Here is a 20,170-nt window from a genome sequence, read left to right as displayed (position 1 = left end):
ATCTGCTCAAAAAAGCTGCCGAACGCCTAGCCAATGATTGGCAAGCTCGGTCAAGCAATCATACTCATCTTGACTAACTATCGTATCGTGTAACATCACTGTATGCAACGTGCTCAGCCATTGCCGGTAATCATTATAACCATAAGGCTTATTAGTAGTCGCATTATAATCTATTTGAGCGTCGCCCTGTTGTCTCTGTCGATAATTATCATCACCTTTGGCTTGAGAATCAGACGATTGACTGGCAGGCGCTATAAAAATAGGTACGGCTGCTATTAATGCTAATAATTGAATACTATTTAGATTTTGCGCAGTCAATAATAGCCATTGCAAATTTGCCTCACTAGCGGCAGCTAAATCAATATCAAGCAAACGTGCATGACGGCGTAAATCTACAAGATAATGAGCAACGCTAACACTATTATAGCTGAGCACTGAGCTATGTAATTCGCTATCTAGTGCGGATATTATCTGCCCTTTGGCATCCTTTGATAAACGATACGCCAATAAAGTAAGCATGGTTTTTGCGACAGCATCAAAACCATCAAATACCTGTCCTGACGGGTCAAGCTGAGCATAAATATCATCCGTGCCAGCGTACAATACTTGCTGCCATTGATAGTATGGATATTGAGGGTGAAGATGCGACTGAACCTGTGTATCGTTTAATATGGCAGATAATATAGGCAACAATTGCTGCAGCTGTAGCGCCTGCCTTAACGCTAAAATCGAAGGCGACCGAGACAACCGAGAGCGCGTATTCTCTAAAGGATTTAATAATGATTGAGGCTTATCAATAGAATCATCATTATCTATAGTATCAGCAAATTTTTGGCTTAGATCAGCCGTAAGTAAGTTTTCAAACAGCTCAATGATACCTCGCTGATAGCGCACTAGCATCGTCCGACACTTTTTTTGCTGCACGTAATGTTGATGATCTTGATTACGATAACTGGCTTCATATTTTAAGCGCAACTCATCGATAGCAATTTCTGATAAATTATGCTGGCGTAGTTGCTTTAGCGCCAATGCAATCAAAGCACTGTCTAAGCGTCGATCAAGATTTGCCACTGCCGTTAATAATTTGTGATCTATCGTATGCGGTAAAACTCGCGTGTCATTTATATCGACTTTAGTTTCAGCAGAAAACCTCTTATCCTCATCAAGCCCAAGCCAGATATCAGTTAAATCATAAGTTGCTGTTGTTGACAGCACAGAGCCCTGATGACAAAGTAGCACGGCTTCAATCAAAGCCTGCGCCCCTAGCGGGTGATAACTGTGATTGAGCACATACTGCGGTAGCGATACCTTTTGTATATCTTCGATACCAATCAAGGTATCTGATGGCAAATCACTATCAGGTTTAGCTCGCCACGGCTTAAGCAGCTGATGAGTACCAATATCTTCTGCTTGCACCTGCAAACGCCCATCAATAACAATATCTTGCTCTACAACAAACTCAAGCCCGTTATCGCCTTGCAATTCGTTCTGCATTTCACTAGTAGAAAAGGTAGCGATTTCTTTTTTAATCGCATCTTTTTTAATCGCATCTTCGTCAATAACATCATTGAATTTATTATTAATATTTTTATCAGCAAATTTATTTTTACTTAGGCTATTTGCTACTATCACACCCCAATCACCCAAGCGGCGCTGCTCATAAATTTCTTTTATCTTTTGCTGATTGAGACGTTTTTCTTTAGCCACTTGCACGGCGAAATCATGATAAGCGTTGGCATTGATGGCACTCATACGCTCAGCCAAACTTGGATGCGTGGCAAACCAAGAGACATCACCTAAATCGGCACCACTACTGGCAAAGAAAAAATGACTTAATCCATTGATATCGGCGATGCCAGTTAGGCGCGAACCAAGTGCATTTTGGTGAATGGCCTTTAAGGTTTCCATAATAGCTGGTGAGCGTGTGAGCTGCACGCTAGTCGCATCGGCAAGTAACTCGCGCTCACGATTAAAGCTGTGTTTAATCAGTTGCGCACTGGCCATACTAGAAAAACTCAATCCATGGATTAATAATGTCCAGATATTACGCGGCGCTTGACTATTGAACTTATCATTATGTTGTAGCCATCTTGACTGACTCTTAGCTGAAGATTGCTGGCTTTGCGACTGGTTTTGCCAGTGGGCGACCCATTCACTATGAGTGGTAAAGTTGGCTGTCTGCGCTTCAGTGCTACGTGCATGGCTATCGATTGCTTTTTGCGGTAAAGGGTTGCTTTGATTGACCGCACTATTAATAAAAGAGCCATCAAAATAGTTTTGCTGCTTGTTTTGCTGAGTGTTTTTATGACTGACTTTATAACCAGAACCAAAATTATTAATAGAATCACTCCAGTCATAGAGTAATTGCAATCCTGCTAACACCACCATTAGCTGTAAATTAAACGTCGCATCACCATGTAAGATATGGCCATACTCGTGCCCTATTAGCCCGTATAGCGCCTCATCAGATAGCTTATCGAGGGCGCCTTGGGTGACGACGAGTACCATATCTTGGCTATGGCGACCCGCCACAAAACCATTAATGCCTTGCTCATCAGGCAACACATATAAAATTGGCATTCGCAAACCTGAAGCAATGGCTAGCTGCTGGGCAATCTCATAATAACGCTGATAAACAGGCGGGAAATCCCGCTCATCACGCACGGCAATCTGGCGGGCACTAAAGCGAACTTTTGATACAGGCTGATGCTGATGGGCAACTCCTTGGCTATGCTCCCAAGTGTCTTGGCTGTGGTCGATAAACAAGCGCACTGCACCCACACGTTGGGCAATCGCCCGACCACCTGCTTTTAAGCGTCTATACTCTAAAAAACTACCAACGACAAAGCTACCGATTGTCCAGACAGCAACCAGTATTAATACCCAATGATAAATGCCACCGGTAAATAGCGTGAGCAGCAGCGCCATAACCCCAAGTGCTACAGCAATATGGGCAAAGACAATCAGAAAAAATAACCCATAAAGCAACAAGCTGCGCTAAGTACGGCTACGCTGTGCACCAAAAAAATCCATCTATGTATTTTACCTAACCATAACTAACTGCATTTAATATGATACAAATATCAGCCCATATCGACGACAGGTGCTTGAGCAATGAGTTTTCTATCTTCAAAGACCAATGGGCTAAGTGGACGAAAGCCAAAGGTTGTGCTGACAAGATTATTGGGAAATACTTCGCGATCATTGTTATAAAACATCACGCTGTCATTATAATGCTGACGGGCAAAGCCTATGCGGTTTTCGGTGTTGGTGAGCTCATCCATCAGCTCTTTAATCATACTGTCCGCTTTTAACTCAGGATAGGCTTCTACGACCGCTGAGAATTTCCCCAAGGCTTTTGACAACATACCCTCTGCTTTGGCAAACAACGCCATATGTTCAAGCGAATCTGGCTGATGCTTAGTAGAATCTTGCAGACTCTGAGCATGATTACGCGCATTAATCACACGGGTCAGCGTTTCTTCTTCATGGCGCAGATAACGCTTGGCGGTTTCGACCAAATTTGGAATCAGATCGTGACGGCGCTTGAGCTGCACATCGATTTGCGCAAAGCCATTTTTTGCTTGGTTGCGGGCACGTACCAGCTTATTAAATACCGACACCCCAAACACCACGATCAATACCACCACTGCAATGAATAGCCAAACGAACATTTTCATTATCAGACTCCAAAAGGTTTTTTGTTCACAATATTGTTATTAAAGGTTACTACATTGTATTTTAACCCATATATTTTGTTTGAAGTTTAAAATCAGACGAAATGCAGGCGAAAAAAAAGCCCTTTACAATGAAGGGCTTATTATGAGGTTTGACTCGTTTAAAGCGATATAGCAGGACTATCAGCAAATTTTAGGCAAAAAAAAGCGACTCCATCAGCACATCCTCGGCACACATTATAACTATTACCGTTGCTACCTTCCGGTCCTGGCGGGATTCATAGAACAATGTTGCGAGGCTACCAATGGAGCCACCAGTTGCAGATTATACAAGATTTTTTTATTATTACAACCCCCTTTGTCAAACTGTTTGCTTTAGGCGATAAACAACCTTATCAGTACTACGTGCAAGCGACGATGCGGCCAAATCTAAACAGCAACTTAAATCACAAAATTCTCATAGCAAATTGTTGATTTTTTGCTATTTTAGTCAGGGTATGTTGCATAAAAAACAATACAAAAAATACTCATATGAGAATGAGTTTTCTGACCATATCCCTCATACGACTATGATGACCATTACGAGCAATAATTAGGAGATAACCATGAAAAACACTTGGATGAACAAAGCCGCACTTGCTACGGGTACCGCCGCCCTACTAACAGCGATGATGGGTAGCGCCCATGCAGAACCCACAGGTTATGATCAGCTGACCTTTCAGACAGAAGTCAAAGAGGAAGTCCAGAACGACGAAGTTCGCGCCACTATGTATAAAAAAGCGCAAGCATCAGATGCTAAAACGCTAGCGACCACGCTTAATACTTCGATCAATAACGCGATGAAAATCGCCAAACGCTACCCGAGCGTGACAGTCAGTACTGGCCAGCAGCGCACCTATCCGCGCTACGACAAAAATGACAAAATCATTGGTTGGACAGGACAAGCAAGTATCGACTTAAAGAGTACGGACTTTGTCGCCACCAGCCAGCTGATTGCAGACTTACAGCAAACCTTAGTCATGGAGAATCTAAACTTTGGGGTTTCAGATGCTAAAAAAGATGCGCTCGAACAAAAGCTTATGACCGATGCTTCACGCGCCTTTCAGCAGCAGGCTAAAAACCTGACCCGTGCATGGGATGCGCGCGGCTATCGTGTGGTAAACGTTAACTTAAATACCAACAATAATAATTACCCTCGCCCTATGTATAGCATGAGAGCCGAATCAGCTGCTATGGATAGCGCTGTCCCAAGCCAAAATTTTGAATCGGGCAATAGTACCATTTCAGTCACTGCCAATGGCACGATTGAGTTGTCTAAATAAGATAACGACGGTTATAAAAAATGGTTTTTAACAATAAGGGCAGCCACTGATTCAGCGACTGCCCTTATTTTACAGCTATATTTTTATTATTAACACTTAATCAAGAGATTCAAGGTTATTTCTTTATCGGTTCTTCAAGGGTCATGGGTTTATCAGCTATTGGCTTAGTAAATGACAACATATTGGGCTGCTTGCCATCTTGACGCAGTTTTAATAACACTTTTTGGTGCCAAGGTAGGCGCTGATACGCCAACAGCTGCTCTGCTAATTTCTTCTTTTTTTGCAAGGTTTGGGTATTTTGAATGACATAAACGGTACGCTCGACCTGTTTTGCTACCTGCCCTTTTTTATTTTTTATCACCGCTTTGATATTATGCGCACCCGGTAGAATATCAACGGTGGCAATCGAAGCGCTCAAACCCTGCGCCACTTCGTTACCATCTAAGTAAAGGCTCACGCTATCGCCTGCTTGTAGTGCTGGTTTTACTTGCACCTTGACATCGATGCTTTGTACCGGACGATGATACGCCCGCTCTTCGCTAGGCTCTGTTATCGTCAGCTGATAATTAATGGGCGCTTTATTAGCGGTTGTGTCACTATTAGCAGTGGTGCCAGTTGTGTTAGCAGCAGGTGCTTGAGTAGTATTGACAGGCTGATTGTTGGCATTGTTGGTTTGACTAGAACTATTTGCACCCACACTGTCGCTGCCAGTCATGACGCTGGTTTGGCTAATTTGTTTGCCAGTCTGCTGTTCGTAGTTTTGCGGACGGTCGGTAAAGGTCACTTGACCGGTCTTTTCATCGACAACTTTATAAATAGCAGCGGCATTTGTCATCGGCGCGTAAAGACTGGCGGTGCTGATAATCAAACCTGTTAATAGGCTTAGCGACAACCCTTTATTTAAAAAAACAGTACTTTTTAATGATGAGCTCATAGTCAATCAGCCTAAAGCAATTTGTTATTAATATATAGATGCAACCATTATGCGATATTTTTGCCATTAAATCAGCAATGACTACACACTAAATTTAACAATTAAACGTCCACTTTAATTACCCGCAAAAAAACCAGCTAAATATAATTTAGCTGGTTTTTCTTATTTAAAACAATTGAGCCTATTAATTATGGTGGTGTGTCAAAAAGTATGCTGATTAAAACTTGAACAATTTTTGAAGCCTTGAAAGCCCTATAGAATCAGAGAACTTAGCATAGATTTCTTATTGACTTCTATCGCCAGCATACTTTTTAGAACACCACCTTAATTATTAATTAGCAGCTATAGTACAAATCAAACTCAACAGGATGTACGGTGATATTGACGCGCTGCACTTCTTCTTGTTTCAGCGCGATGTAAGCTTCTAGCATCTCTTTAGTAAACACATCGCCTTTTAATAAGAACTCATGGTCATCTTTTAACGCTTGTAGTGCCACCTCTAAGTTTTCAGCAACCGTTGGAATGAGTGCTTCTTCTTCTGGCGGTAAGTCATATAAGTTTTTATCAGCGGCTTCGCCTGGATGCATTTTGTTTTGAATACCGTCAAGACCTGCCATCAATAACGCCGCAAACGCTAGGTATGGATTGGCTGCTGGGTCAGGGAAACGCGCTTCAACACGTACCGCTTTTGGGCTACTAACGTGCGGGATACGGATAGACGCCGAGCGGTTAGACGCTGAGTACGCAAGCTTGATAGGCGCTTCATAATGCGGCACAAGACGCTTATAGCTGTTGGTCGATGGGTTGGTAATGGCATTTAAAGCACGGGCATGTTTGATAATACCACCGATAAAGTATAGTGCGGTTTCTGACAAGCCCGCATATTCATCACCTGAGAAAGTATTGACGCCGTCTTTTGAGATAGAAATATGCACGTGCATACCAGAACCGTTATCACCAACGATAGGTTTTGGCATAAAGGTGGCGGTTTTGCCAAATTGATGGGCGACGTTATGGACGGCATACTTTAGCTTTTGTACTTCGTCTGCTTTACGAACCAAGGTATTAAAAGCCACGCCAATCTCTAACTGGCAAGGAGTCACTTCATGATGATGGACTTCGATACAACCTTCGCCAATCATATCTTCGATACGCTCGCACATCACTGCACGCATGTCTTGTGAGCTATCAACCGGTGGTACTGGTACATAGCCGCCTTTGACGCGTGGACGGTGCCCCATGTTGCCCCATTCATAGGCTTTATTGGTTGACCAAGCGGCTTCTTCAGCGACGATTTCATGGCTAACACCAGACATATTAACCGACCATTTTACTTCGTCAAAAACAAAGAACTCAGGCTCAGGACCAAAAAAAGCGGTATCACCAATACCCGTTGATTTTAAGTATTCTTCGGCCCGGCGAGCAATAGAGCGCGGATCACGGTCATAGCCTTGCAGCGTTGATGGCTCGATGATGTCACAAGTCACCACCACAGTAACTGCGTCAAAGAATGGGTCGATAAAAGCAGTTTCTGGGTCAGGGCGCAAAATCATATCTGAGGCTTCGATACCCTTCCAGCCAGCAATCGATGAGCCGTCGAACATTTTGCCATCTTCCATCACTTCTTCATCAACGCTGTGCGCTGGGAAAGTCATGTGTTGCTCTTTGCCGCGGGTATCGGTGAAACGGAAATCGACCCATTTGGCATTGGATGATTCGATAAGATCAAGTAATTTGTTCGACATGGAAAGTTTCCCTTATGGTTAACATGGTAATAAAATTGTAACGTAGTATGAAAATTTTAGACGAAAAGTTTTTTAAAAATTATTTTTTGCTTAAAGCACAGCTGATTTTCTGGCGTTAAGCTTTAAGTATTTTTATGAGCCAAATAAATGCAGGTGCTATTTTAGCAACATCTGGCCAATAATGCTGAACTCTTCAAATGCATCTTGGTAAATAATATTACATCGCTTTAATAGCGAGCTATTCACACCTATAAGAATTGCAGCTACTATGCCAACTCATCTTTGGGCCATCAAGTTTTTAAAATTTCCAAAGGCTGAAAGTAATAATTATCTACAATAAATACAAACATTTACGTAATATAAATCTTTTATATTAAAGCGTTATTTGCATAGCAATTGCTATGTATAGCTAGCAAACTCAAAGATGAATATATTAAATGACGTCCCATAACAGTGCAAAATTTAGAAAGTTTAACTTAGTAATGCACCTTTATAGAGCATTTATTACTATCAGCGTGCAACAGCGCTACGTTTGATAGATAACGAAATAGTGTTAAGATAACAGCGTTTAAAATCGCATCGCTGTTGAACCTATTGAATTAAAGACACTACACTAAGAACACGAAGCTAAGAACACCAAGATTAAGACACTAGGTTAAAGATAATAAGTTGAACAAATGATGATTTTGATGATCGATAATTACGACAGCTTTACCTACAATATTGTACAGTACTTCGGTGAATTGCAGCAGGACATCAGCGTTTGGCACAACGATGAAATCAGTATTGATGAGATTAAAGCACTTGCGCCAGATGCCATTGTTATTGGTCCCGGCCCCTGTGACCCTGACAGTGCTGGTATCTCGCTAGAGGTGATTGCGACCTTTAAAGGCATTATCCCGATATTAGGTATTTGCTTGGGTCATCAGGCAATCGGTCAAGCCTTTGGCGGTAAAATCGTCAAAGCAAGCGAGGTTATGCATGGGCGGTTATCGGCTATTTATCATAATGGTCAAGGCGCTTTTACCAACTTGCCAAATCCAGCCCAGTTTACCCGTTATCACTCATTGGTGATTGAGCAAGCAAGCTTACCCGACTGCTTTGAAGTTAGCGCTTGGACTCAAAATGCTGATGGCAATATCGAAGAAATCATGGGCATTCGCCACCGCGAGTTTGCGATTGAGGGCGTCCAGTTTCATCCTGAGTCGATTTTAAGCGAAGCGGGTTATCAGCTGCTGAATAATTTTTTACAAATGCATCAGTTAGCAGTTTTATCCTCAGATAATTTACCAAAAGTAGGATAAGTGTTTTAAAAGACGAACCCTATTTTTTAATCCAATGAATGTATTTAAACGACAACTATAAAAGATAATAATAAGTGAGAATATTATGACCGCTGCCGCTATGCAGGACAAAAAATCAATCATGAATCAAGATAAGCAAAGCCTGCAAAATGCTGAGAGCATCAATCAGCTGCCAGATGAGAGTATTCATAAGCTTCTGACCACCGCATTAGGCAGGATTTTTCAGCATATTGATTTGACCTTTGATGAGATGTATCAAGTCATGCTCATCATCATGCAAGGCAGATGCAGCGATGCCATGATGGGCGCGATTTTGACGGGCCTGCGGATGAAAGGCGAATCCATCGATGAGATTACGGCTTCAGCCAGTGCGATGCGTGACTTAGCTGCCAATATCAGCCCAAAAGACTGTCATTATATGGTCGATATCGTCGGTACTGGCGGCGATGGCGCTAACTTATTTAACGTATCGACAGCCGCTGCCTTGGTCGCAGCCGCAGCAGGGGCACAAGTTGCGAAGCATGGTAACCGCGGCGTTTCGACCAAATCTGGTAGCTCAGACTTACTTGAGCAAGCCGGTATTAGCCTAACCTTGACACCAGAGCAAGCGCAGCAGTGTATTGAGAATCAAGGGATTGGCTTCTTATTTGCACCCAACCACCATAGCGCAATGCGTTACGCCAATCCGGTACGCCGTGAGTTAAAAGCGCGGACGATTTTTAATATCTTAGGTCCACTGACCAACCCTGCTGGCACGCCAAATCTGGTCATCGGCGTCTTTACCGCCCAGTTATGTGAGCCTTTGGCAAAAGTGATGAAAAATCTGGGCGCGCGTCATGTAATGGTGGTCGGTGCCAAAGATGGTTTGGATGAAATCAGTCTTGCAACTTCAACCACGGTAGCCGAGTTAAAAGACGGTGAAATCTCTGTTTATGAGATGATGCCAGAAGATGCGGGTGTCGAGTCACAAACCTTAATTGGCCTTGATGTCGATTCCCCATCACAGAGTCTTGAGCTGATTCGTGCCGCTTTATCAGGTGAAGATACTAATGACCGCGCTGTTCTAAAAGCCCGTGATATGATTGCCTTAAATGCCGGAGCTGCGATATATACCGCAGGACTTGCCAGCAACTATCCGAATGGCGTGAGCCGCGCCCAAAAAGTCATTCAAAATGGTGACGCTTTGATTAAGCTTGATAACTTAGCCAAATATACGCAGCAATTAGCTGACCAAGCTTAATAAGCTAAATGCCTAAAATTAATAAGAAATACGTGGCTCATAACCTTATTAATCGCAACTATGTATGCAGCCTTAATTTATTAGCCTAATTGTTACCCTAATTTTTTTACCAAATAACGGAATATAGCCATGACCGCCAAGCCAAAATCAGACACCGCGATTCCTTCAGTGTTGCAGCGTATCGTCGCCACCAAACATGAGGAAGTTGCTGCTGCTCGGGCGGCAGTATCGCTTGAGGCATTAAAGTCTCAAGTTGCTGCTGATACAAAGCCCCGTCGCGGTTTTGCCAATGCTTTACGCAGCGCCGATATTGGTGTCATTGCGGAGATTAAGAAAGCCTCGCCGTCTAAAGGAATTATTAATCATAACTTTGCGCCTGCAGAATTTGCTAAGCAATACGAACAAGCGGGAGCCAGTTGTCTGTCGGTGCTCACCGACCGTGATTATTTCCAAGGAGATGACAGCTACTTAATCCAAGCGCGCGAATCTTGCAGCTTGCCGATATTGCGCAAAGATTTTATGGTAGATATTTATCAGATTTACCAATCTTACTTAATGGGCGCTGATTGTATTTTATTGATTATGGCCTGTCTTGATGACGCGCAAGTACAAGAGCTGCATGCGCTAAGCATTGAGCTGGGTATGGATGTGTTGATTGAAGTTCATACAGCAGATGAGCTTGAGCGTGCGCTACAGTTGCCACGTTCAGCGCATAATATTTACGGTATTAATAATCGCGATTTAAATACCTTTTATGTCGACTTACAAACGACGCTTGATTTAAAAAATACCCTGCTGCGCGAATTGGCTATCGATGATGCGCTCGCTGCCAACCCCAATGACCGTCTAGAACGGCCGCTTATTGTCACCGAAAGTGGCATTCATAGCAGTCATGATATTCGTTTGATGCTCAATCATGATATTCAGCATTTTTTAATCGGCGAGCAGTTTATGAAGACCGATCATCCCGGACAAGCGTTACAATCCTTACTTGCGAGCGTCGCAGCACAGGCGTAAAGTAAACCACATCTATTTTATGTACGATATAAATTATTAGGTGGTGTTCTAAAAAGTATGCTGGCGATAGAAGTCAATAAGAAATCTATGCTAAGTTCTCTGATTCTATAGGGCTTTCAAGGCTTCAAAAATTGTTCAAGTTTTAACCAGCATACTTTTTGACACACCACCAATTATTAAATCACTCATTCACTCACCAACGATACGTTAATTATTATGTCAAACTCTCTGTTTTCAAAAGAAATGCAAGACCAATTAAAAGAGCTTAAAGGGCAACTGAGTAAAGGTCGCGATACCAATTCACCAGAAGGTGAAAATGAAAAACCAACCGAACCTGTCTCGCTCTTGACCCAAAAACAAGTCAAAAAAACGGTCAAGCAATTAGATAGCGAACATATCGACGACGATAAAGTGCTATTTATGCAAGCGATGCATGGCGTCAACCAGCTAAAAGACAAAAACGTGCGCACACCTGCCAACGCCTCTAAAGCAGGTAGGCCTGACGCTGCAACGCTTTCAAAACGTGCGGCTGCTCAAGGGAGCGAAGCTGGTGATTTGGGCGCAGGCTTGTCAGATATGCAAGCGCTATTAAATCCTGTCGCCGGCGAAGCTTATTTGTCTTATAAGCAGCCGACCTTACAAAACAAAATCTTTGATCAGCTTAAAAAAGGTAAGCTACGCTGGTATGATGCGGTAGACATCCATGGTTGCACCATTGAAGAAGCGCGCGATGCAATGACCCAACTGCTCAGCCAAGCCAAGCAAAACAATGAAACTGTGGTGAAAATCGTCCACGGTAAAGGTTCTGAGGCTATTTTAAAAACCTGCGTCAATGGTTGGTTACGTCAACTGCCAGAAGTACTGGCATTTTGCTCGGCTCCGCCGAAAGATGGTGGCAATGGTGCGGTACTGGTACTACTTAAAAAAACCAAGACCGATAAAGAATAAAATTATAGATCGAAAAAAAGGACTGCCACCATGCAGTCCTTTTTTATATCAAAGGTTCACCCTCTCGTTTTGTAGTCGCGCTTTGATAAATCTTCCTATCATTTTGCTGCATATTTTTTAGTAAGTGATTTCTCTATGAATATACAAATCATCGAAAACAAACAAGAATTAAAAGCACATATCAACGCTTTGATTGCTCTCGAACCAAGATTTGCGTCTGTTTATGAGCAAGTGGGTGTGCCTGATTTACGCCATAACGCGGGCGGCTTTACGCAAATAATGAGAGCGATGGTTGGACAGCAGTTATCAGTCGCAGCGGCAGCCAGTATATGGCAACGCTTGGTAGAGGCAGGTTTGACGACGCCATCAGCGATTCGGGCAGCGACAGACGAGGATTTACGGGCGCAGGGGCTCTCTAAGCAAAAAATTCGTTATACGCGCTCTTTGGTCGAGCACGATATAGATTTTGCTGCCTTAACAACCCTACCCGACGACGACGTTATCGATACCCTGACTGCTGTGGTTGGCATTGGACGCTGGACCGCTGAGATGTATCTGCTATTTTCGTTACAGCGCGCTGATGTGCTGGCAGTTGATGATCTAGCCATTAAAGTCGCAGCGATGGAATTGTTAGATTTAGAAGAGCGCCCAACGCCAAAACAATTAAAAAACCTGACCCAAGATTGGTCACCGCACCGTAGCGCTGCCAGCTTATTGTTATGGCAATATTATGGTTTTTTACGTCAAAAAACTGCTATTCCTTTATAAGCCATAGCTTTATAAATAAAACGTTCAATAAACCTTAAGCAAAATAACCACACAAAATGTTAAGGCTGATTCCATATAGAAAAACCAAATTTCTTTTTGGCGTGTTTAAACTTACCTTTTTTTAACAGACGATGTTTATGCCTTTGTAGTTTTTGCTTTTTAGTGGTGTCTTTACGAGCATCTTTTTCACTCGTCGCACTGTCAGCGTTTTTATTTAAATCAAGCGCCTTTTGCTCATCAGCATTGTCGTTATTGGCATCAGTGTCTGCTTCACTCGCATCGCTTGCGTCCACTGCTTCGTTTATCGAATCATCGGTCACGGTTTCTAGCTGAGGTTGTGGCTCAAGCTCGGCTTGATTGACAATCAGCTGCTGCGTCGGCAGCGCATGCTCGACATCGTATTTTTTCACCAGGGTCAACACATCGACCAACAAGTCATCTTGCTTGCGATAAAACTCTATCGAGTCGACAGCATTAATATAAGCGCGCAGCTGAATGACGTAGCAGTCTTGGCGCAGCTCCGAAATATTAGCCTGATTCCACTCCTGATTGGTCAGCTCGTGCTCGTCCAAAAATTGATCTAATTTTTTGACCATCTTGAAGACCACATCAATATCCGCATTGCGTTTGATATATAAGTTATGCAAGAAATGAAACATATCCCGCGAGGTATAGTTTTCAATTTGCATCGATGAAAAATCACTATTAGGAACCGTCACAATCGTCCGGTTCAGCGTGCGCACCCGTGATGAACGAATACCGATATCAATCACCGTACCTGCTTGGTTGCCGAAGCTACAATAGTCGCCGATGCGTACTGGCGAATCTGCCACCACCACCACACTGCCGACCAAGTTCTCAATCGTCTTTTGCGCACCTAGTGCCAAGGCTAAACCACCGACCCCTAATGCGGCAATCCCTGTGGTCAAATCAAATCCTAAATTCCCAAAAATGACAATAACGGCAAAGATTAATAATAGCGCTTTGACCACCTTGCGCATCAAACCCAAGATAGAAACTCGCTCGGTATAGTTTTTCTTATAACTTAAATTGACCGCGCGGGTAAATATCGAATCAATAACCCGCAGTAATAGCCATGTCGTCGCTACCCAAGAGGCAATGTCGGTAAAGCGCTTAATCGGTTCACGCAGTGTCACTGATATACCAGCATAAACCATGACCTCGGCCAATATCAGCGCCGTGATAACGACGGTCAGTGGCAATATCACATTATTGGGTAAAGGTAACGTCTCACCTCGTAGGCGAGGATAAATCAGTTTTAATAAATAATAGAGCAGCCAAACCACGATGTAAGTGAAGATAAAACTACTGACTATAATGGCTAATGCCGCCAATATATCGGAAATCTGATAACCAAATAGCTTTTTACCATCTAATGAGTCAATGGTGTAGCGCGAAACCAGCGTCGGCTGATAATTCTCTATCACTTCTGGTATGGAGCTTAGGGTATCGTTTGAAAACTGCCAATACTGCTCGCCTTGCTTAGAGGCCACTCTTTCGAGCACCAGCGGCACGCTCTTATCGCCCACATTAATCACGCCGACGTTTTCTTGGCTTGGCGGTAGCTGATCGCTTAAATTTCCCTCAGGCGTATTGTTAATTTGCAAATCAGGCTGAAAACGCCCGCCCGCATCGAGTGCTTGCTTAAATTGGCGTACCACAGTGGTTGGATTATCAGACTTGGATAAATTTAGATAATTGCTGGCCAGCAGATAGTCGTTATCGCCCAACGCTTTAATAAAGCCTTGTACGGTATGGCGCGGCGTATCACGTCCGAAAGAATCGGGCACCGAGGTATTGACCACCTCTTCAGTTTGACCACCCACGCCTAATATGTTGGCTTCGGCAGCAAGCGCCTTATGTGAAAAAACCACGCTTAATACACTCAATAGCATCGCAAATAAAAACACCGTTACCATGAGCGGCATTTTTATTTTTAAAGATATAAATGATGCAGATGGCGCAGTACGAGCACTCAGATGACGCTGAATAGACAAAACAAACCTCTTAGCTTTAGGAAGAGCAGCACAGTAAATAAATGAAAACCGCCACTATAATAGCAATTATTAATCACAGCAATGCGTTTGATTGCATTTTTTTATTACCGTTTAGAATAGGACCTGCTTTTAATGCAGTTGATGCTCATTGAAAGAGCTAAAAAAATACTAGAGATAGCGAAGCAACCTAGACAAACTCCTCGTTCATCATGAGCACCACTCAGCGTATGCTGAATAAATATTAGGACAAAGTGGTTTATAAGTACGTAGCTTTTATAGATAATAAGCGCATGTAAAATTCGTATTACTTTTTGTAACTTTTTACTTTTAGGCTCTCGCTTCTGTAACTTTTTACTTTGTTTAATTTGTCATTCAACTTTGGAATTCAATATGGCTTTATTACGTTCATCTTCGACCACCTATCTGCGGTTGTGTATCTTAAGTGCTTTAGGCGTATGTGCTATGAGTGCCACGGCAGCGACTGTTGATAGTAGCGTTATCAATGACAGCGAGCTGCCACAAGTTGAGCTTGATAAAATTGTCGTGACGGCGACGCGTACGCCAACTAAAACCAGTAATGTCATCGCTCAGACTCGGGTTATTGATAGTGAGGAATTGCAGCGTTATCAGGGTCAAAGTGCACTTGAAGTGCTTAAGCATCAACTTGGGATAAGTCATTACACAAATGGTGGTCCGGGTACTACTTCAAACTTTTACATCCGTGGATACGGTAGCAACCAAATCTTAGTACTTATTGATGGTATTCGCTATAGCTCAATTAGTGCGGGCGGCGCGACCCTTAGCTTATTACCTGCTGATCAAATTGACCGTATCGAAATTCTATACGGTGCGTCAGGTTCTAGTATTTATGGTTCTGATGCCATGGGCGGAGTGATTCAAGTATTCACTAAGGGTGCCAATATCGATAGAAGTAATGTATCAGTAACTACTGGCGTAGGATCGCATAACGAATACTTATATGGTACTAGTGCTCAGTTTCTTAATGAGAAAGGGACAACATTGAGTTTATCCGCCAATCGTAAAGAGACAGATGGATTTAATGCGACACTACCAAGTAGTTTGCCCTCTCAAACAGATAATGATGGGTTTAAAAGTGACAACTATAGTATTTCATTCGGCCAAAATATTAGCGATAGCTTGAAATTTGGATTAAGTGGACTTTATTCAAAGTCGACTACAGATATTGACGCTTATGATGACTACCTTACTAATGCCCCCGCTTTAAAGAATGCTTTTGCAGAACAAAATAATGGAGCTGCTAGTGCCTATCTTGAGCATTTTGATGACAGTAGCAGTACTAAATTCACTTATGGCTACAGCATTGATGAATCAACAACCTACGAAACGGATGTAAACAATGGCAGTAAATATGATAATAACCAACAACAGATAAGCTTAGTGAGAACTCAGACGTTGCCTATTGGTAAAGCCATTATAGGTGCTGAACATTTAAATCAAGAGCTGAAATCAAATGTATATGATGCTAATGATCGTAAAGTAAAAAGCGGCTTCCTAAGCTATTTAGTCTCGCATAACAATATCGATGCCCAAGCTAATGTACGTTATGATGATTACTCTGACTTTGATAGTGAAACGACTTATAACTTAGGAGCAGCCTATCATCTTACTCCAGAATTTCGAGTAGGAGCTAATTATGCAAAAGGCTTTCGCGCCCCTACTTTTAATGACTTGTATTACCCAAATTCAGGTAACCCTAACCTAAAACCTGAAACCAGCGATAACTATGAGGCATTTATTGAGTACAATACAGGGCTCCAATCCACACGCTTAACCGGCTATCATAATAAAGTTGACGATTTAATTAGTTTCGTTTCAATATTTGATACTGATGGTAAATATGCTGGCGGTAGCAGTGAAAACGTTGATAAAGCTAAAATTAAAGGTTTAACCTTAACATCAGACTGGGTTCTTGATAGCTACTTATTTGGTGGAAGTTATGATTATCAGCAAGCTAAAGATGATAGTGGTAAAGCCAATGACGGTAACTTTCTTGCCATTCGTCCTGAACATAAGGGTTTAATTTACATCGGATATCGCTTACCAAGCTTAGATATTCGTGCTGAATATCAATATGTAGATGATTACTATAGCGGTATTGATAATACTGATAAACAACGTGTTGACAGCTATGGCTTGTTGAATATCAGTGGTAATTACCAATTGACTGATAATTTAACAATGACTGCCCGTTTAAACAATATTACTAATAAGAAATATGTGACTTTGCCTGGTTATAATACCGACGGCACCAACTTCTTCACCTCACTCACCTATAACTGGTTCTAAAAGTATTTAGCTTCATAACACAGCATGTATATAAATAATCAAGGCTATCAATCGATGGCCTTTTTTTATGACTTACCCACTTATTATTTATATCAGCCAATAGGTGACAAATTAATCCTCATCAATTACAATAACGACCTCCGAGAGGTGTTGCGCCATAATCATCGATTACTGCACTTAAGCTTTATTGCTTTGCAAATCAATCATTATGTTAGGCTCGGTTAACTGTTTATTACCATTTTTGGTTATGAGCAGCGCAAATAACGGCACCTGCGTTTTTATTCTTTTTATCTATTAACTGATAGGAGCATATTATGGACGCAGTGTCTAACACCCCATCTGCCCATACGATCGACCCCTCTTTTACTGACTATAAAGTCGCCGACATCAGCCTTGCTGATTACGGTCGCCGTGAAATCACTTTAGCTGAAGCCGAAATGCCTGCCCTGATGGGTTTACGTCGTCGCTACGAAGCCGACCAACCGCTTAAAGGCGCAAAAATCGCTGGCTGTATCCACATGACTATTCAGACGGCTGTCCTTATCGAGACGTTAGTTGCGCTCGGTGCGGAAGTACGCTGGACCTCATGTAACATCTTCTCAACTCAAGACCATGCTGCTGCGGCGATTGCTGCTGCTGGTATTTCTGTTTATGCTTGGAAAGGCGAAACCGAAGAAGAGTACGAGTGGTGCTTGCGTCAACAAATCCACGTTGGCGGCGAAGCGTCCGGTCAGCTTTGGGATGCAAACTTAATCTTGGACGACGGCGGTGATTTGACTGCTTTGATTCATAACGATTATGCCCAAATGCTTGATAACATCCATGGTATCTCTGAAGAAACTACTACAGGTGTCCATCGCTTAGTTGAAATGCTGGGTAAAGGTACGCTAAAAGTACCGGCTATCAACGTTAACGACGCGGTTACCAAGTCTAAAAATGACAATAAATACGGCTGCCGTCATAGCTTAAATGACGCCATCAAACGTGCTACCGATATGTTCCTTGCTGGTCGCCGTGCGCTAGTCATCGGCTATGGTGATGTGGGTAAAGGCTCAACGCAAAGCTTACGTCAAGAAGGTATGATTGTCCGTGTATCAGAAGTTGATCCTATCTGTGCTATGCAGGCGTGTATGGACGGCTATGAAGTATTATCGCCTTACATCAACGGCGATAACACTGGCGGCGCAGAAAACATCAACACTCGCCTATTAGAAGATACTGACTTAATTGTTACCACTACCGGTAACTATCACGTTTGTGACAAACATATGTTAGCCGCGCTAAAACCGGGTGCGGTCGTCTGTAACATCGGTCATTTCGATACCGAAATTGATACGCAATTTATGCGTGACAATTGGCGCTGGGTTGAGATTAAGCCACAAGTGCATCAAGTGTTCCGCTCGGATGACGAAAACGATTATTTGATTTTGCTTGCTGAAGGTCGCTTGGTGAACTTAGGTAATGCCACTGGTCACCCATCGCGCGTAATGGATGGCTCATTTGCTAACCAAGTATTGGCACAAATGTATCTGTTTGAAGAAAAATTCGCTGAGCTGCCAGTCGATGAGCGCTTTGATAATTTATACGTTAAAGTGTTACCGAAAAAACTTGACGAAGAAGTTGCGGCGGCAATGGTTGCAGGCTTTAACGGTACATTGACGAAACTGACTGAAAAACAAGCCGAGTATCTAGGCGTACCTGTCGAAGGTCCGTTTAAGCCTGACGCTTATAAATACTAATAGGAGTCAGACTGTGACTAAGCCTGCTTTCTCCTTCGAGTTTTTCCCAGCCAAAACCGAGCAAGGCCATGAAAAGCTCCTCAGTACTTATGATGAGCTCAATAAGCTATCACCTGCGTATTTTTCGGTGACTTATGGGGCTGGCGGTTCAACCCGTGGCCGTACGTTAGATATCGTGCAAGCGTTGTGTGCGCGCGGTGACACGGATATTGCGCCGCATATGTCTTGTATCGGTGATGACAAAAGTCAAATCGCTGAGCTACTCGATCTTTATAAAAGTTTGGGCATCACACGCTTGGTTGCCTTGCGTGGTGATTTACCGTCAGGTCAGGTCGGTATGGGTGAGTTACCGTTTGCCTTAGACTTAGTAAAGTTTATCCGCAAACATTCAGGCGATCACTTCCGTATCGAGGTCGCAGCCTACCCTGAGATGCATCCGCAAGCACGTAGCTTTGAATTTGATGTCGACAATTTGGTGAATAAATACCAAGCGGGCGCCAATGCGTCGATTACCCAGTTTTTCTATAATGCCGATAGCTATCTATATCTGCGTGATACCTTAGAAAAACGCGGTATTGACACGGTAGCGCAGCCTTTGGTCGCTGGCATCATGCCGATTACCAACTCAAGCAATCTCGTACGCTTTGCTGATAGCTGTGGCGCTGATATTCCGCGTTACGTGCGTAAGCGCTTGGCGGATTTTGGCGATGACCGTGCTGCTATTCGTGAGTTCGGCTTTGATGTCGTTTATCGTTTGTGTGAGCGTCTAATCTCTGAGGGCGTACCTGCCATGCATTTTTATAGCATGAATAAGGTTGAGCCAAACAAGCGCTTAGTCGAAGCACTCGGACTTATTGCTTAAATATTTATCGAATGTATTGTTAAATGACTGGCGTTCTTAGGGGCGCCGGTCTTTTTTGGTATGGGAATTGCATTTATGCCAATTTTACTTATAGTCAAGGAATTTTAGAATCGCTACAAGGCGACCGACCGCAGATAGTACATTGAGTACATCTAGGGCGGGTAACACCGTAGCGGTTTAAAAGTGCTCTGACTATATGACAATCCCTTTACCCACCCAAATGATATTCTGCTAAGATATTGAAAAATATCATGACTCCCATTATAGG

At 42.9% G+C, this 20,170-nt stretch carries 14 protein-coding genes and 1 other RNA gene; 9 read left to right on the top strand and 6 right to left on the bottom strand.

Annotated features, from left to right (window positions below; translation table 11 throughout):
- Positions 1–6: 6 nt before the first annotated feature.
- The 3 genes from A7325_RS05255 to ffs all read right to left on the bottom strand — a co-directional run bounded on the left by A7325_RS05255 (position 7) and on the right by ffs (position 3,985).
- Positions 7–2,991 (bottom strand): M48 family metalloprotease, encoded by a 2,985-nt coding sequence (locus A7325_RS05255; RefSeq protein ID WP_376784472.1) that lies wholly within the window; start codon positions 2,989–2,991, stop codon positions 7–9.
- Between the two features lie 92 nt (positions 2,992–3,083).
- Positions 3,084–3,680: a LemA family protein gene (locus tag A7325_RS05250; RefSeq protein ID WP_068405244.1), complete on the bottom strand. Its 597-nt coding sequence runs from the start codon at positions 3,678–3,680 to the stop codon at positions 3,084–3,086.
- A gap of 208 nt (positions 3,681–3,888) precedes the next feature.
- Positions 3,889–3,985: signal recognition particle sRNA small type (ffs, locus tag A7325_RS05245), an RNA gene on the bottom strand.
- 297 nt (positions 3,986–4,282) lie between these two features.
- Here ffs and A7325_RS05240 point away from each other — a divergent pair.
- Positions 4,283–4,999, top strand: coding sequence for an SIMPL domain-containing protein (locus tag A7325_RS05240; protein WP_068405241.1), 717 nt, complete (start codon positions 4,283–4,285; stop codon positions 4,997–4,999).
- Between the two features lie 115 nt (positions 5,000–5,114).
- Here the strand turns inward: A7325_RS05240 and A7325_RS05235 are convergent, their stop codons facing one another.
- Positions 5,115–5,933 carry a DUF4124 domain-containing protein gene (locus A7325_RS05235; protein ID WP_068405238.1) on the bottom strand — a complete coding sequence of 273 codons (819 nt, stop codon included), beginning with the start codon at positions 5,931–5,933 and terminating at the stop codon, positions 5,115–5,117.
- A gap of 335 nt (positions 5,934–6,268) precedes the next feature.
- On the bottom strand, positions 6,269–7,678 hold the full coding sequence (gene glnA / locus A7325_RS05230; protein ID WP_068405236.1) for a type I glutamate--ammonia ligase: 1,410 nt from the start codon (positions 7,676–7,678) through the stop codon (positions 6,269–6,271).
- 680 nt (positions 7,679–8,358) lie between these two features.
- On the opposite strand from glnA, the gene A7325_RS05225 reads away from it, so the two are divergent.
- The 5 genes from A7325_RS05225 to A7325_RS05205 all read left to right on the top strand — a co-directional run bounded on the left by A7325_RS05225 (position 8,359) and on the right by A7325_RS05205 (position 12,955).
- On the top strand, positions 8,359–8,982 hold the full coding sequence (locus tag A7325_RS05225) for an anthranilate synthase component II (protein WP_068405384.1): 624 nt from the start codon (positions 8,359–8,361) through the stop codon (positions 8,980–8,982).
- A 121-nt stretch (positions 8,983–9,103) separates the two neighbouring features.
- Entirely contained in the window at positions 9,104–10,222 is a 1,119-nt protein-coding gene (gene trpD, locus A7325_RS05220; RefSeq protein WP_068405381.1) for an anthranilate phosphoribosyltransferase, read from the top strand.
- A gap of 129 nt (positions 10,223–10,351) precedes the next feature.
- Positions 10,352–11,239, top strand: coding sequence for an indole-3-glycerol phosphate synthase TrpC (gene trpC / locus A7325_RS05215; protein WP_068405235.1), 888 nt, complete (start codon positions 10,352–10,354; stop codon positions 11,237–11,239).
- Between the two features lie 216 nt (positions 11,240–11,455).
- On the top strand, positions 11,456–12,187 hold the full coding sequence (locus tag A7325_RS05210; RefSeq protein WP_068405233.1) for a Smr/MutS family protein: 732 nt from the start codon (positions 11,456–11,458) through the stop codon (positions 12,185–12,187).
- Between the two features lie 135 nt (positions 12,188–12,322).
- Complete coding sequence (locus A7325_RS05205; RefSeq protein WP_068405231.1) at positions 12,323–12,955, top strand: DNA-3-methyladenine glycosylase family protein; 633 nt, start codon at positions 12,323–12,325, stop codon at positions 12,953–12,955.
- A gap of 59 nt (positions 12,956–13,014) precedes the next feature.
- On the opposite strand, the gene A7325_RS05200 is transcribed toward A7325_RS05205, so the two are convergent.
- Positions 13,015–14,904, bottom strand: coding sequence for a mechanosensitive ion channel family protein (locus tag A7325_RS05200; RefSeq protein WP_082894300.1), 1,890 nt, complete (start codon positions 14,902–14,904; stop codon positions 13,015–13,017).
- 459 nt (positions 14,905–15,363) lie between these two features.
- On the opposite strand from A7325_RS05200, the gene A7325_RS05195 reads away from it, so the two are divergent.
- The 3 genes from A7325_RS05195 to A7325_RS05185 all read left to right on the top strand — a co-directional run bounded on the left by A7325_RS05195 (position 15,364) and on the right by A7325_RS05185 (position 19,902).
- On the top strand, positions 15,364–17,301 hold the full coding sequence (locus A7325_RS05195) for a TonB-dependent receptor domain-containing protein (protein ID WP_068405227.1): 1,938 nt from the start codon (positions 15,364–15,366) through the stop codon (positions 17,299–17,301).
- Positions 17,302–17,615: 314 nt separating this feature from the next.
- Positions 17,616–19,040, top strand: a complete 1,425-nt coding sequence (gene ahcY / locus A7325_RS05190) for an adenosylhomocysteinase (RefSeq protein WP_068405225.1) — start codon at positions 17,616–17,618, stop codon at positions 19,038–19,040.
- Between the two features lie 13 nt (positions 19,041–19,053).
- Positions 19,054–19,902 (top strand): methylenetetrahydrofolate reductase, encoded by an 849-nt coding sequence (locus A7325_RS05185; protein ID WP_068405223.1) that lies wholly within the window; start codon positions 19,054–19,056, stop codon positions 19,900–19,902.
- Positions 19,903–20,170: the final 268 nt, after the last annotated feature.

This window comes from Psychrobacter sp. SHUES1 (genome assembly GCF_001652315.1).
Classification (GTDB): Bacteria; Pseudomonadota; Gammaproteobacteria; order Pseudomonadales; family Moraxellaceae; genus Psychrobacter; species Psychrobacter faecalis.
The sequence above is the reverse complement of the archived record's forward strand: the minus strand, read 5'-3'. Positions and strand labels throughout refer to the sequence as shown.